13 protein-coding genes are annotated in these 13,198 nt (G+C 60.6%); 4 read left to right on the forward strand and 9 right to left on the reverse strand.

The genetic code is table 11. From position 1 onward, the window contains the following. Positions 1-29: 29 nt before the first annotated feature. Complete coding sequence (locus CEC48_RS12900) at positions 30-1,367, reverse strand: carbohydrate porin (RefSeq protein ID WP_088424095.1); 1,338 nt, start codon at positions 1,365-1,367, stop codon at positions 30-32. A 293-nt stretch (positions 1,368-1,660) separates the two neighbouring features. On the opposite strand from CEC48_RS12900, the gene CEC48_RS12905 reads away from it, so the two are divergent. Together CEC48_RS12905 and CEC48_RS12910 are read left to right on the forward strand one after the other, a co-directional pair. Then, complete coding sequence (locus tag CEC48_RS12905) at positions 1,661-1,930, forward strand: hypothetical protein (RefSeq protein WP_088424128.1); 270 nt, start codon at positions 1,661-1,663, stop codon at positions 1,928-1,930. Then, the gene (locus CEC48_RS12910) at positions 1,920-2,315 is read left to right on the forward strand and encodes a DUF1640 domain-containing protein (RefSeq protein WP_088424096.1); all 396 of its coding nucleotides are present in this window, start codon (positions 1,920-1,922) and stop codon (positions 2,313-2,315) included. The genes CEC48_RS12905 and CEC48_RS12910 overlap by 11 nt, the downstream gene beginning before the upstream one ends. Positions 2,316-2,359: 44 nt before the next feature. Here the strand turns inward: CEC48_RS12910 and CEC48_RS12915 are convergent, their stop codons facing one another. After that, complete coding sequence (locus CEC48_RS12915) at positions 2,360-3,610, reverse strand: aspartate aminotransferase family protein (protein WP_088424097.1); 1,251 nt, start codon at positions 3,608-3,610, stop codon at positions 2,360-2,362. A gap of 89 nt (positions 3,611-3,699) precedes the next feature. Next, positions 3,700-4,590, reverse strand: a complete 891-nt coding sequence (locus CEC48_RS12920; RefSeq protein ID WP_176438710.1) for a LysR substrate-binding domain-containing protein — start codon at positions 4,588-4,590, stop codon at positions 3,700-3,702. Positions 4,591-4,761: 171 nt separating this feature from the next. On the opposite strand from CEC48_RS12920, the gene CEC48_RS12925 reads away from it, so the two are divergent. After that, positions 4,762-5,790 carry an amino acid ABC transporter substrate-binding protein gene (locus tag CEC48_RS12925; RefSeq protein ID WP_088424099.1) on the forward strand — a complete coding sequence of 343 codons (1,029 nt, stop codon included), beginning with the start codon at positions 4,762-4,764 and terminating at the stop codon, positions 5,788-5,790. Positions 5,791-5,794: 4 nt separating this feature from the next. Here CEC48_RS12925 and CEC48_RS12930 read toward each other — a convergent pair whose 3' ends face one another. The 6 genes from CEC48_RS12930 to CEC48_RS12955 form a co-directional block, all read right to left on the reverse strand. Then, positions 5,795-6,808 (reverse strand): diguanylate cyclase domain-containing protein, encoded by a 1,014-nt coding sequence (locus CEC48_RS12930; protein ID WP_088424100.1) that lies wholly within the window; start codon positions 6,806-6,808, stop codon positions 5,795-5,797. 217 nt (positions 6,809-7,025) lie between these two features. Continuing rightward, entirely contained in the window at positions 7,026-7,394 is a 369-nt protein-coding gene (locus CEC48_RS12935) for an antibiotic biosynthesis monooxygenase (RefSeq protein ID WP_088424101.1), read from the reverse strand. A gap of 78 nt (positions 7,395-7,472) precedes the next feature. Then, positions 7,473-8,183, reverse strand: coding sequence for a glutamine amidotransferase (locus CEC48_RS12940; RefSeq protein WP_088424102.1), 711 nt, complete (start codon positions 8,181-8,183; stop codon positions 7,473-7,475). Positions 8,184-8,220: 37 nt separating this feature from the next. Continuing rightward, positions 8,221-9,282, reverse strand: a complete 1,062-nt coding sequence (locus CEC48_RS12945; RefSeq protein WP_088424103.1) for a 2Fe-2S iron-sulfur cluster-binding protein — start codon at positions 9,280-9,282, stop codon at positions 8,221-8,223. Beyond that, positions 9,279-10,241: a diiron oxygenase gene (locus tag CEC48_RS12950; protein WP_088424104.1), complete on the reverse strand. Its 963-nt coding sequence runs from the start codon at positions 10,239-10,241 to the stop codon at positions 9,279-9,281. Before CEC48_RS12950 ends, CEC48_RS12945 begins: the two co-directional genes overlap by 4 nt. A 156-nt stretch (positions 10,242-10,397) precedes the next feature. Next, on the reverse strand, positions 10,398-11,612 hold the full coding sequence (locus CEC48_RS12955) for an MFS transporter (protein WP_088424105.1): 1,215 nt from the start codon (positions 11,610-11,612) through the stop codon (positions 10,398-10,400). 259 nt (positions 11,613-11,871) lie between these two features. Between CEC48_RS12955 and CEC48_RS12960 the strand changes: the two genes are divergently transcribed. Next, positions 11,872-13,170, forward strand: a complete 1,299-nt coding sequence (locus CEC48_RS12960) for a serine hydroxymethyltransferase (protein ID WP_088424106.1) — start codon at positions 11,872-11,874, stop codon at positions 13,168-13,170. The last annotated feature ends 28 nt before the right edge of the window (positions 13,171-13,198 follow it).

Here is a 13,198-nt window from a genome sequence, read left to right on the forward strand (position 1 = left end):
GGTTCAGGGCAAATTAGGTTTATTCAGAATCAGAACGAGCTTTGCAGCTTGATCCCGCCGATCAGCGCGTCATCTACCTGAGCCACAGCCCCGGGATGACGGATGTATTGCAGGTTCGGGCGCACGGTCAGCCAGTTCGTAACGTGCACGCCGTAATAGAGCTCGGCGCTGTATTCGGTGTGTTGCAGGGGCAGGTAGGCCGGGTCATCGAAGTCGAAGACGGCGCGGGCCTGGTTGCTCGCTTCTGCGTTCTTGCGATAGGCCGGGTTGACGTGCACCCGGGCCACGGCAAAGCCGATATCGTCCTTGGCGCGGGCGTCGAACAGGCCCTTGTAGACCAAGCCCGCCTGCACGTAGTTATCCACAGCGTTGGTTTTCTTGTCGTGCATCGTGCCGTTGGCGAACACGCTCAAGCCGCGGGAGTGGTCGCTGGCCAGGCTGGTGACTTGCTGCTGCACGCCCAGCCACACCCCGTGTTTGCTGGAGGCGCTGCGATAGGCTTCGCCGCTGAGGGCCGCCGGCTGGTCGTTGCGGTCTTTATAGACATCGCTGGCCTTGGCGCTGCTGTAGTAATAACCGGCGCGGTATTCGCCCGGCAGGCCGTTGAGCGTGGGCGTCCACACCAGCTCAACCGGGAGCAGGGTACCTTGGGTGCCGCTGCCACTGAGCTTGAAGCCATTGCCGCGATCCAGGTTGGACGGGTTCTGCTCATAGGCGCCGACCTGGGCGTAAAGCTCGGGTGTCAGGTGATATTTGACCCGCAGTGCCCACTGGCTCACCGGCCAGTTGTACCAGATGCTGCCGACCCAGTTGCCGACCTGCGAGCCGCAGAACGCCAGGTTCTGGAAGTCGCAGGGGAAGCTGTTGAAGTCTTCGCCTTCGCCAAACCGCCCAGCCTTGATATCGAGCTTCTGGTCGAAGAATTTCTGCTGGTACCACATCTGCGTCAGGCGCCAGGTTTGGCCACGGCCCCACACTTCCTGGGACGAGGTGAACCCGCCCACACGCGGGTCGTTGACCCGGTCGTTGGTGATGTTGTTGCCGCTGCGCTCGGTCACCGTCAACTGGAACTCGGCGTCGTGCCAGCCGAGGATCTTCTGCAGGTCCAGGTGCGTACCCAGGCCGAACTGATCGCTGTAGCGCGCGGTGCGGTCGTGGTCTGACCCCCCGTGCAGGTTGCTGCCCATCTCGCCGGTGTAGTCGAATTTGAAGTCGTAGCCTTGTTGAGACAGCGCTGTCCGAGTGCCGCCCAAATCACCCATCATCCACGGTGATTCAGCGTCAAAGGCAGGCGCGGCCTGGGCACAGTTGATCAGGCCGAACGGTAACAGCACAGCGCACAGGCGCAGGTTTGGGAAAGCAGGCATAGGCAAAATGGAGTCTTAATATTTTATGGTTTTGAAACGCCAACAGCGGCCTGGCGCGTTCGCACAAAGGCGTTGAACACGGGCAGTCGATGGTTTGATGGAGTGATGAAACGTTTCAGTTTGTTGCTAACAAGGATAAAGCCCTGACGCGGGGAGAGAAAGGGCTAAACGGAAGATGGATTCTTTCGGATTTGGTAATAGTAGGCTGGATCGTCGGATTTGGTATCAAACTGTCCATTGGTTTGTGTTTGAGAGCGTGGTTATCTGCGTCACCAAAACGGATGGGGGTCGACATGGAGTGCGACAGCAACGCGGGTGAGGCAAAGGTCATAACGGTTGGCGATTTGATACTTATTCTTGGCCATTACCACAGTGCAATTTCCAGACTGGGTTCCGGGATCATTAGTTTGTCCGGTGCGCTGAAACACAGTGAAAATGCCGAAGTGAAAGAGGCGGCAGATGATGCTTGGTTAAAGCTGAATGAGTTTATCGATTACATGGACAGCGTCGCCGATGATTTAAACGCGTTGGCCAAGGACGAGGGCATCCCAAATGGCGAATGACCTCAAGAATAATGTGAGCTATCTTCGCCACGAGTATCGTCAAGCCTCATCACCCGAGAGTACCCGCAAAGGCGGTGGAGGCAGCGGAGGAGGAAACGACTTGGAAAAGCGTATTGATACGATTGAAAAAACACTCCCTGATATACGTGATCGGCTTTCGCGAGTAGAGACGAAGCTCGATGGCATAAAAGAACAGATGGTGACCAAGGCTGACCTGATCGCCACAAGGGCCGAGTTTCGTGAAGACACGTCAGGGCTGCGTCTTGAGATCGCCAATTTCAGGACAGACATGCAGTCAATGGAAACCCGTGTCCTAAAATGGTTTGTTGGAACCGCGGGCGTTCTGTCTGCCATTGCATTTGGCGTTGCTCGACTCGTCCACTGACACCTTCCGTTCGAAGCCCGGCTCCCCGCCGGGCTTTTTGGTTTCTAAGCCAGCTTCGCCAAACACCCCTCAAGAATATCCAGCCCTTCCTCCAGCACCGCCGCCTCAATCGTCAACGGCGCCAGCAGCCGGATGATGTGCCGCGATTTGCCACTGGGCATCAGCAGCAAACCCGCGTCGCGGGCCAGGGCCAGCAGTTGGGTCAATTGTTGTGGTGCCGGGCGGCCGTCGGCGTGGGCCAGTTCGATACCGCGCATGGCACCCACGCCGGTCAAGCGGCCGAGATACGGGCAGAGCTTTTTCGAACGCCACGATTCATAACGGCTGACGATGGCTTCTTCCTGCTGCGCCCCCCAACGTTTCAGGTGCTCATCAGTCATTTCATCCAGGGTGGCCAACGCCGCGGCGCAGGCAATCGGGTTGCCGGAGTAGGTGCCGCCCAGGCCGCCTTTGGGCAGGTTGTCGAGCAACGATTTACGACCCACCACTGCCCCCAGCGGCACACCGCCAGCGATGCTTTTGCCCAGCAGAATCAGGTCCGGCTCGATCCCCAAGCGAGAGAAGGCAAAGCGCTGGCCGGTACGACCGAAGCCGGACTGGATTTCGTCAGCAATCAGCAGGATGTTTTTCTCGTCGCAGAAGCGTCGCAGGGCCAGGGCGAATTCGACGTCGAGGGTCAGGAAGCCACCTTCGCCCTGCACCGGTTCGATGATGAAACAGGCCACGTCGTCGACGTCGATTTCCACGCTGAACAGGCGGTCCATCGCCTTGAGTGCTTCGGCGCAGGTCACACCGTTGTCGCGGCTGGGGTACGGCAGGTGGAACACCGGCCCCGGCAGCACGCCGACTTTTTGCTTGTAGGGTGCGACCTTGCCATTGAGGTTCAAGGTGGCCAGCGTGCGCCCGTGAAACGCACCGTCAAAGGCAATCACAGCGGTGCGGCCAGTGGCGCCCCGGACGATTTTCAAGGCGTTTTCCGCCGCTTCCGCACCACTGTTGGTAAGCATGCCGCTGACTGGGTAATCCACCGGGATGAACGCGGTGAGACGGTCCATCAATTCGATGTAGGGCGCGTGAGGTGCGGCGTTGAAGGCGTAGTGGGTGAGCTTCGTTGCCTGCTCACGAATCGCCTCGACCACACGCGGGTGGCAGTGCCCCAGGTTGAGCACGCCGATGCCGCCGACGAAATCGATGTAGCGCTTGCCCGTGGTGTCCCAGACTTCGGCGTTCTTGCCATGGCTGAGGCTGATGGGGTGGACGATGGAAATCGACTGGCTGATGGTTTCGCGGCTCATGGATCCGGGACTCAAGAATGGGAGGCGTCCTTTTATCTAAGCCGTGAGCCGCCTTGCCCCGCAAACGAAATAAAGTCGCCGGGTCATTATTAAAAGTCGGGATGTGCTGCGACGTACTCCACCATCCAGTTCAAAAACGCCTTCACTTTTGGAATTTCCCCGGCATGTTCGGCATGGGCGATAAAGTGCGCGCCGGCGCTGGGCATCGTGTAATCCCAGGGGATCATCAGGCTGCCGTTCGCCAATTCCTCTGCCACCAGGTACTGCGGCACCAGCGCCACGCCATACCCTGATTGCGCCGCGCGGATGCACATGTAGAACGTATCAAAACGCGGGCCGTGGTAACTGTTTTGCGAGTGCAGGCCCTGTTCCAGGAACCACTCGTGCCAGGCCTCAGGGCGCGAGGTGCATTGCAGCAACGTGTGGCGGGACGAGGCGTCGCTGCCAGCGGCGACAAACCCGGGTGCGCACACCGGCACCACGGCTTCGCGAAACAACTCGATGCAGGTTGCCCCCGGCCACGATCCCTGGCCGAAGAAAAACGCGATGTCAGCCTTGGCCTGCAACACGTCGAACGGCTCCAGTTCATTGCGCACATCCAGATGGATATTGGGGTGCAGCGCGGCAAAATCCTTGAGCTTGGGCACCAGCCAGCGGTCACCGAAGGTCGGCTGGGTGGCGATGCGCAGCACTTCGGTTTCACCGCCGTAGGTCAGGATGTAGCGGCTGGAAATATCCACCTGGTTGAGGATCTTGCGCACCTCCGCAAGGTACAGCGAGCCCGCCGGCGACAGGTACAAACGCTGGCGCACCCGCTGGAACAGCGGGTGGCAGAGCATTTCTTCCAGCTGCGCCACCTGCTTGCTCACAGCGCTCTGGGTCAGGTGCAGCTCTTCGGCAGCGCGGGTAAAACTCAGGTGGCGGGCGGCGGCTTCGAAGCACTGCAGGGCAGTCATCGAAGGGGTCAAGCGTTTTGAGATCACGGGATCGCAGATCCTTTCAAATAGCCGAGTTCATTCCAAATCGGAAGGAGCCTAAGCCTAAACGTCGTTTGTGGCCAAGGTGTAAAGCCGTTGATACTGACCGGCAACACTATAAACCGGCGCGGGTTTGCGGCGCCGAATAATAAAGAACGACAGGGAGCGCCTTGCATGAAGAACATGAAAACCACGCTGGCGGCACTCACCGCCGCCGCAGTATTGGGGTTGGCCGGAACTGCGCACGCGGGCGCGACGCTGGATGCGATCCAGAAGAAGGGCTTTATCCAGTGCGGCGTCAGCGACGGCTTGCCGGGCTTCGGCGTGCCGGATGCCAACGGCAAGATGACCGGCATCGATGTGGACGTGTGCCACGCCGTCGCGGCGGCGCTGTTCGGTGATGCGTCGAAAGTGAAGTTCAGCCAGTTGACCGCCAAGGAGCGTTTCACCGCGCTGCAGTCCGGCGAGATCGACCTGATCTCCCGCAACACCACCTGGACCAGTTCCCGCGACGCGGGCATGGGCATGGTATTCACCGGTGTTACTTACTACGACGGCATCGGTTTTCTGGTGAACACCAAACTGGGCGTCAAGAGCGCCAAGGACCTGGACGGCGCAACCATCTGCATCCAGGCCGGCACCACCACCGAGCTGAACGTCTCGGACTACTTCCGCTCCAACAGCCTGAAGTACACGCCGATCACCTTCGACACTGCCGATGAAAGCGCCAAGGGCCTCGAAGCCGGCCGCTGCGACGTGCTGACCACCGACCAGTCGGGCCTGTATGCGCAGCGAATCAAGATGGCTCACCCAGATGAATTCGTAGTATTGCCGGAGGTGATTTCCAAGGAACCGTTGGGCCCGCTGGTACGCAAGGGCGATGACGAGTGGTTCAGCATCGTCAAGTGGACCCTGTTCGCCATGCTCAATGCCGAGGAGATGGGCATCACCTCGCAGAACGTCGAAGAGCAGGCCAAGTCCACCAAGAACCCTGATGTTGCCCGCCTGCTGGGCGCCGACGGCGACTACGGCAAGGACCTGAAACTGCGCAAGGACTGGGTGGTGCAGATCGTCAAGCAAGTGGGCAACTACAGCGAAGTGTTCGAGCGCAATATCGGCCAGGGCAGTGTGCTGAAGATCAAGCGCGGCCTCAACGCCCTGTGGAGCAACGGCGGCATCCAGTACGCGCCGCCGATTCGCTGAGGCTTCACGAAGAGACCGTGTCCTTGCCCGCCGCCTTGGAGCGGTACAACGCCTGATCGGCCCTGGCCATCAGGCTTGCGGGTGACTCTTCGTTGCTTCGCTCGACCACGCCCAGGCTCAACGTCACCTTGAAGTTGCCCACCGCGGGCAAGTCCTTGAGCGCACAGCGCATCCGCTCGGCCAGTTCCCGCGCGGTTTCCAACGTGCTTTTGGGCACGATTACCATGAACTCATCGCCGCCCCAGCCGGCCAGCAAGTCGCCATGGCGAATGCAGGCTTCCAGGCATTCCACCACGCGCACCAGGGTTTCATCACCGACGGCGTGGCCGTGCTGGTCGTTGATGGGCTTGAAGTCATCAATATCCATGGCGATCAGCGACAGCGGCAGGCGAAACCGTTGGGCGCGATCGCACTCTTCCAGCAGGGCGCGCTCCAGGCGGTAACGATTGGCCACGCGGGTCAAGGCATCGCGTTCGGCCAGGGAGCGGTTTTCGTCGAGTTGCAACTGCAGTTGCTGATTGACCCGCGACAGCTCGCGCGTGCGCTCGGCCACCAGGGCTTCGAGGGATTGGTTGCGTCGCTCCAGTTGCTCTATGGATTGCTTGCGCGCCTGGATGCTGCGATGTGCACCGAGCATGCGCGCCACTGAGCCGTCGTCGTTACGGGCGATCACGTAGCCGCGGTCTTCGATCCACAGGTAGGAGCCGTCTTTCTTGCGGCAGCGGTATTCGGCTTGATAGTGAGTGGTGCGGCGGTTGATGTAGTTATCAAACAGCACCATGACCTGCGGGTAGTCCTCGGGATGGATCACGTTTTCCCAGGTGAATACGCTGTTTTCCAGGGAGTGGTGGGCATACCCGAGCATTTCGTACCAGCCGGGGTTGCGATAGACGAACCCGGTGTTGGCGTTCCAGTCCCAGATCCCGTCGCTGACCAGCTCCATGATGGCGTGCAGCATGTCGGCGTTAAGGTCGCAAAAGTCGCTCCTAGACGGCTCGCTGGCGAATGTATCGTTCATTGCGCGCTCCCTGCGTGAACTGGCCGTGATGGCCAGTCAAAGTTGACGCCGATACTCCGTGGCTGGCGATACTTTACAACGGCGCTTTGGCGCTTAGAAAGGGGGGCGTTGCTAGAGGTGGGGTGACTGATGTTCAAGAGCGGGTTGTGGTGAGCCCGCTCACCACAACCACCGACAATACATTTCTCGCCCTTGTGCAGTTGACGAGAATACGGCGTTACACCACTGCGCCAGCCGTGGCGGGTTCACCGTCGACCACTACGTTGTACGGTGCCTGTTCGCGATCACGCAGGCCGTAATCACGAATCACCGAGGTCACGCGCACGCGATAGTCATCGAAGATTTTGTCGCGCCCGGCGCGCTGGGCCGACAGGTGGGCTGTCACGTTGCGCCACTGCACCACCGCTTCTTCATCGCGCCAGGTGGTGACCGACATCACCTTTTTGGGGTTCAGCGTGCTTTGAAAGCACTCGACGGAGATAAACCCATCCATGGGTTCAAGCAGCGGGGTCAGCTTGTTGACCAGGTCAACATAGGTCTCACCCTGGCCTGGCAGTGCCTGCAACTCAAACAAAACAACGATCATTTTTGACTCCTCATCCTTGATGGTATTTTCAAGTGGTTTTACACGGTGCAAATGCGGGGGGCGGTTGCCCGACCGCCTTTAGTGTTTTATCGGCGTGCCCAGGTTATTCAGCCAGCCCCGCATCACGTTGCCCGCAGCGCGGGTCAGGCGGTCGCCCAGGTGAATGGCCTCGCTGCGCAACGCCACGGGGTCGATGCCGGTTTGAGCCAGTTCACTGGCATGGCCAACCAGCCATTGCTCGATGTTAGCGGTATCGGCTTCGAGGTGAAATTGCAGGCCCAGAATCGTGTTGCCCACGGCGAACGCTTGATGAGCACCCACCGGGGTACTGGCCAGCAGCACAGCGCCTTGCGGCACATCGAACTGGTCGCCGTGCCAGTGCAGCACGGGGGTGTCCATCAGTGCGGCGAGCGGCGAGTCTTGACCCGCCGCGGTCAGGGTCAGTGGTGAAAAACCGATCTCCTTGACCCCCATCGGGTACACGTTCGCCTGCATGGCCCGGGCGATCAATTGCGCACCGAGGCAGATGCCCAACAGGGGATTCCCGGAAGCAACGCGCTGGCGCACCAGCTTCAATTCGTCGTGCAAAAACGGATACAGCTGCTCGTCATGGGCGCCGATAGGGCCGCCGAGTACGATCAGCAAGTCGGCCTGCAACACCTGCTCGCTGTAGATGGCGTCGACCGTGGGGTCCAGGTAAATCAGCGTATAGCCTTCCTCGGCCAGAACGGCATCCAGGGTGCCAACGTCTTCGAAGTGAATGTGGCGCAATGCAATGGCAGTTTTCATGGAAAAACCCGGTTGTTGAAGTAAGGGCGGTAACGGTTCATGCCGTGGTGGTGAGGTCGACCTTGATCGTGCCGGACTGCGGGAAGGTGCAGCAGGCGAGGGCGTAGCCTTCGTCTTTGTCCTTGTCCGTCAGGCAAAAGTCGGGCTCAAGGGTGTAGTGCCCCTGCGACACCTTCAGCCGGCAGTGACCGCAGATGCCGGCGCGGCACAGGCTGCGCACCGCAATACCGCTGGTTTCGAGCATATCCAGCAAACTCTTGCCGGCGGCTGGCTCCAGCACTTGATCGTTGTGGTTCAAGTGCAGGCGCAGTGGCGCGTCGGTCGAGGCCTCGCTCTGTGGGGCCGCGACCGGCGCGACCGGTGGCGTGAATGACTCGACCAGCAAGCGGCTGGCGGGGAACATTGCCTGTGTGTATTCGCGCATGCCTTGGGCGAAGCCATAGCTACCGCAGATCACCACGCTCTCGGGGTTACCCAGCTGGCTCAAGTCCTGGGCTTGGGGGCGACCGGCGCTGAAGTGTCCGTTGTTGTTGACCGCTTCGCGGGTGACGAACACCTGCAAGGAGAACCACGAGGTGGTCAGCTCAAGCTCCAGCAACTCATGTAGAAACGAAATCTCGGCGATGGACGGCACACACAGCAGCAGGCTCACATCGGGCACCGCCAGTCCGCGTCGTGAGTGATCGACCAGGCCACGCAGCAATGCAATCGGCAAGGTGATGCCGATGCCGCCGGCGAGCATGCCGACCTGTCGGCAGCCCAGAATCGACTTCAGCGAAATGTCACCCGTCACAAACTGCACCGAGGTGCTCGAGCCGGCTTGCAGCGTGGCGTGCAACTGGTCCGAAACCCCGCCATGGCCTTCGCGCTTGACCGCAATGTCGAACCGGTCGGCGCCGCGCTTGCGGGTGATCGAATACAGCCGCTGGTGATGGGTGCCCGCCATGTCAGCGGCGTGCAGGGCCACGTGTTTGCCTGCCTCCAGGCTGTCGAGGAATTCGGCGGGTGCATCCACCGCGCGCAGGGTGAAGACTTTTACGTTAGCCGTTTCAATGCTCACGTGTTCGCACAGTGCCTGGTGGGACGTCATGGCATTCATGCGCGTGCCTTCTCGCCCAAGGTTTCAATGGCATGCCCGGCACTGCTGAGGCCGTTGCCGGTCAAGCCGATCCGGTCGATCAGGGCTTCGAGCGAGTCGGTGTAGACGCTGATTTCGTTGTTGTCGCCCACGTCATGCAGGATCTCGCCGGCATGGGGGAAATCCAGCATCGAAAACACGGTGGACCATGCGCCCATTTCGTTATTGGCGAACATCTGCACCGTGCGCAGGATGATCGAGCGCAGGTACTCGCGTTCCTTGCGGCTCAGGCCATTGACGATGTCGGAGGCGACGAAGCTGAAGACGCTGGAATGGCTCCACTCGTCGATGGCATGGGTGCGCGTGACCTCATGGCACACCGCCTGAATGCTGGCGTCCTCGGCCATGGTCTTGAGGTAGTCGGTGATCAGCGTTTCGCTGGCGCACGCGACGCCGAAGCGGGTCAGGCGGCGCTCCCATTCGGCGGTGCAGTTGGCCAGGAGCGCCTCGCGCCAGGTCACCAGATTGAAGGCGCTGAAATCCAGCGGGGCGAGTTTGCGCATGTCATAGATATAGTTGCAGGCCATGATGGACATGCGCGTGTGCAGGGCTTCGTCGAGCAGTGCCTGAGACATCACGTCCTGCAGCAGGGCGCGGTTGTTGCTCGGCGGCGGGGTCTTGATAATGTCCTCGCAGGCAGGCACCACCACATTGCATTCGATGTAGATGGTCTTGAGGTTGTAGATGCCCCATGCGTAGGACAGGCATTTGGATTGCAGGTCCTTTGGGGCTTCGAGCCAGGCCTGGTGATGACGAAACGGCAGCAGCGACAGGCTGAAGTCGTGCTTGTCGGCATCAAAGGCGAGGCCCCAGTAGTTCGGTTGCGGGTTGTTGACGGCGGCGCGGGTTTTCCAGAGCGTGGACAGTTTGTCCAGCATGTTTTTTACCACGTCATCGGTACCACAGTTCAAACGTTCCATGTTTCAACTCCACGGAAATCGGCTATTGGTGTTCGGTTTTACCGTACAGTCCTTGCAAAAATAACCGGCCCGCACAGCGCTCGGGTGCAGCGCAATAAATGCGGGACGGTGCCCTTCAAGTTTGCGGCAAAAAACCGCGGGTGCTTTTGACCCAAGTCATTTGAATGCCACTTTGAGTGCCATCAATTTTCGAGTCCTGGCCATGGATCGCTCCTGCATCAGGGTCAGCACAACGGTCAGGCCCATGAAGGCGGCGCTGGCCCAGAAAATTGCGTCGGGGTGGCCTTGGTCGAGCAGCCAGCCGAACCCGACGGGGCCGATGGCGCCACCGATATTGAAACCGGTAGAGACGATGCCGAAGGTTTTGCCTTCGGCGCCCTTTGGGGCGGCCGCACGTACCAGCATGTCGCGGGACGGTGCGATCACCCCGGTCAGGAAACCCGCTGCCCCCAGCACGATCAGCAATGCCGGCTCGCTCAAGCGTGCCGTGGCAACCAGCAGCATCAGCACGCTGGCCAAGGCAAACGCGCTGGCTGCCACTACGCCATGGCGACGGGTTCGGTCGGCCAAGGCGCCCCCCGCCAGCACGCCGAAGGCGCTGGCAAAGAGGAAGGCGGTCAACGCCGAGTTGGCCCAAGTCAAGGCCACGCCCTGGCCTTGCATCAGGGCGGCGACCGAGAACTTCTCAATCGCACCGGTGCTCAGGTTCAGCAGCACGAACAACAGGGTCAGGCTAAGCACCATGGGCGAGAGCAGTGATAGGCGACGCAGGCCGAGGGGCGTCGGGTCGGCAGCGGGATTGACGTGACTGACCCAGGCCGGTGCGCAGCCACCGATCCACAACAGCGCCAGCGCGGCAAACCCCACCAGTGCCGCCGCTGCGAAGGCCATGGCCGGGCTGCTCGCCACCGCGATACCCAGCAAAAACACAGGGGCTACGGCCGCGCCAAGGAAACCGGCAAAGGTATGCACGGAGAACGCCTTACCAATGTGGGCAGGGTCAATGTGTCGGGACAGCAGGGCGTAGTCGGCCGGGTGATAAATGGCATTGGCGACGCCGGCCAGCGCCATGCCGACCAACAAACAGGTGTAGCCGGGCAAGAGTGCAATCAGCAGGAAACTGCTGCTGCCCAGTGCCAGCGCGACCAACAGCAAGCGCCTGGCACCGTAGCGGTCTACGGCAAACCCCGTGGGCGCCTGTAGCAGCGCCGTGACGATATTGAACAGGCTCAACGCCAGGCCCAACTCGACATAATCCACGTTGAAAAAAGCCGGAAGCAGGGGGAACAACGCCGCCAGCACCATGATGTGCAAATGACTGACAAAGTGCGCTACGGCGACCTGAGGCAACAACCCGATACGAATCGTCATGGCGAAACCTGTGTGATGAGCATGGCAAAACCGGCGCAGAGCTTAATGAGCCAATGGTTTTGCGCGATAGTCCATTACCGATGAGTCCACCAGACCACTTTGAATGGCTGCGATTTCACGACGTTTGCCTCTGCGTAGAGGTGTGGCAGTGGCATTGAGTGCGGTGGTCTGGCACGTCGGCACGAACTGGTATGGTTGGCCAGCCCGTGGGCGGCTAGGGTAGTGCGGCTGTTATCGGGCGTTTACACAGGGAGTGAACATGGCGCATATCGCTTATCGAGAAGGCCACGCGTTGCCAGGGGTCAGTGGCGTTGCGCTGCCCCAGGTGGACGGGGAGGTTTGGCGCGCCATCGACGCCGAGCGTCAGCGCCAGATACAGTCAATCGAGCTGATCGCCGCTGAAAACGTAGTCAGTCGTGCGGTGCTCGAGGCGCAAGGGTCAGTGCTGACCAACAAATACGCCGAGGGCTACCCCGGGCGTCGTTATTACGCCAGTTGCTGCAATGTCGATGCAATTGAAGAACTCGCCATCGAGCGGGCCAGGCAACTGTTCAGCTGTGCCTATGCCAACTTGCAACCCCATTCGGGCAGCCAGGCCAACCAGGCTGTGTTTCTGGCTTTGCTGGCGCCGGGGGACAAGATCCTGGGCCTGGACCTCAAGTCCGGTGGGCACTTGTCCCATGGTGCTGCGTTCAACTTGTCCGGGCGCTGGTTTCAGGCCCTCAGCTATGGCGTGCACCCGGTGACCCATAGGGTCGACATGGATCAGGTCGAGCAGATCGCCCGACAAGAACGCCCGCGCCTGATCATCGCAGGGGCCTCGGCGTATTCACGGGCGCTGGATTTCGCCCGTTTTCGTGCGATTGCCGACGAGGTGGGGGCGTTCCTGATGGCCGACATCGTCCACGTCGCTGGGCTGGTCGCCGGAGGGGCGTATCCGTCTCCAGTGCCATTCGCCCACGTCACCACCCTCAGCACCCACGCCACGTTGCGCGGCCCGCGTGGCGGGATGATCCTGTGCAATGAGCAGGCCATTGCGCAGAAGATCAATGCGGCGGTGTTCCCCGGCCTGCAGGGCGCGCCACTGATGCACTCCGTTGCGGCCAAGGCCGTGGCGCTGGGCGAAGCATTGCAACCGGCCTTCGGTGCTTATGCCCACGCTGTAGTCGCCAATGCCCAGGCCTTGTGCGGCCGCTTGGCTGAAGGTGGGCTGTTGGTCGTGTCGGGCGGCACCGACTGTCACTTGGGGGTGATTGACCTGCGGCCCTGGGGGCTGGTGGGGAATGTCGCCGAGCGTGCGTTGGAGGCCATCGGCATTAGCGTGAACAAAAACGTTGTGCCCGGTGACGAGGTCAAGCCCACCGTGACATCCGGCATTCGTCTGGGCAGTGCGACATGCACTTCGCGTGGCATGGGGGTCGATGAGTTCAGAGAGATCGGCGACATGATTCTGGCCATGCTCGGTGGCGTTCGCAGCGGTGCCCTCGACGGCCGCACTGAACGCTCGATTCGTGAAGGCATCGGCGACCTGACCAAGCGTTTCAAGCTGCCGTATTAACCGCCTGCGCTTTTTAAAAGGAATTCCA

The sequence above is a fragment of the Pseudomonas sp. K2I15 genome, assembly GCF_002204795.1.
GTDB lineage: Bacteria > Pseudomonadota > Gammaproteobacteria > Pseudomonadales > Pseudomonadaceae > Aquipseudomonas.

Excerpts from the sequence above, each read along its gene's own strand:
- CEC48_RS12955 (WP_088424105.1), bottom strand. The coding sequence starts at position 11,612 with ATGACGATTCGTATCGGGTTGTTGCCTCAGGTCGCCGTAGCGCACTTT.
- CEC48_RS12905 (WP_088424128.1), top strand. The coding sequence starts at position 1,661 with ATGGAGTGCGACAGCAACGCGGGTGAGGCAAAGGTCATAACGGTTGGC.
- CEC48_RS12945 (WP_088424103.1), bottom strand. The coding sequence starts at position 9,282 with ATGAATGCCATGACGTCCCACCAGGCACTGTGCGAACACGTGAGCATT.
- CEC48_RS12960 (WP_088424106.1), top strand. The coding sequence starts at position 11,872 with ATGGCGCATATCGCTTATCGAGAAGGCCACGCGTTGCCAGGGGTCAGT.
- CEC48_RS12950 (WP_088424104.1), bottom strand. The coding sequence starts at position 10,241 with ATGGAACGTTTGAACTGTGGTACCGATGACGTGGTAAAAAACATGCTG.
- CEC48_RS12900 (WP_088424095.1), bottom strand. The coding sequence starts at position 1,367 with ATGCCTGCTTTCCCAAACCTGCGCCTGTGCGCTGTGCTGTTACCGTTC.
- CEC48_RS12910 (WP_088424096.1), top strand. The coding sequence starts at position 1,920 with ATGGCGAATGACCTCAAGAATAATGTGAGCTATCTTCGCCACGAGTAT.
- CEC48_RS12925 (WP_088424099.1), top strand. The coding sequence starts at position 4,762 with ATGAAGAACATGAAAACCACGCTGGCGGCACTCACCGCCGCCGCAGTA.
- CEC48_RS12935 (WP_088424101.1), bottom strand. The coding sequence starts at position 7,394 with ATGATCGTTGTTTTGTTTGAGTTGCAGGCACTGCCAGGCCAGGGTGAG.
- CEC48_RS12940 (WP_088424102.1), bottom strand. The coding sequence starts at position 8,183 with ATGAAAACTGCCATTGCATTGCGCCACATTCACTTCGAAGACGTTGGC.
- CEC48_RS12930 (WP_088424100.1), bottom strand. The coding sequence starts at position 6,808 with ATGAACGATACATTCGCCAGCGAGCCGTCTAGGAGCGACTTTTGCGAC.
- CEC48_RS12915 (WP_088424097.1), bottom strand. The coding sequence starts at position 3,610 with ATGAGCCGCGAAACCATCAGCCAGTCGATTTCCATCGTCCACCCCATC.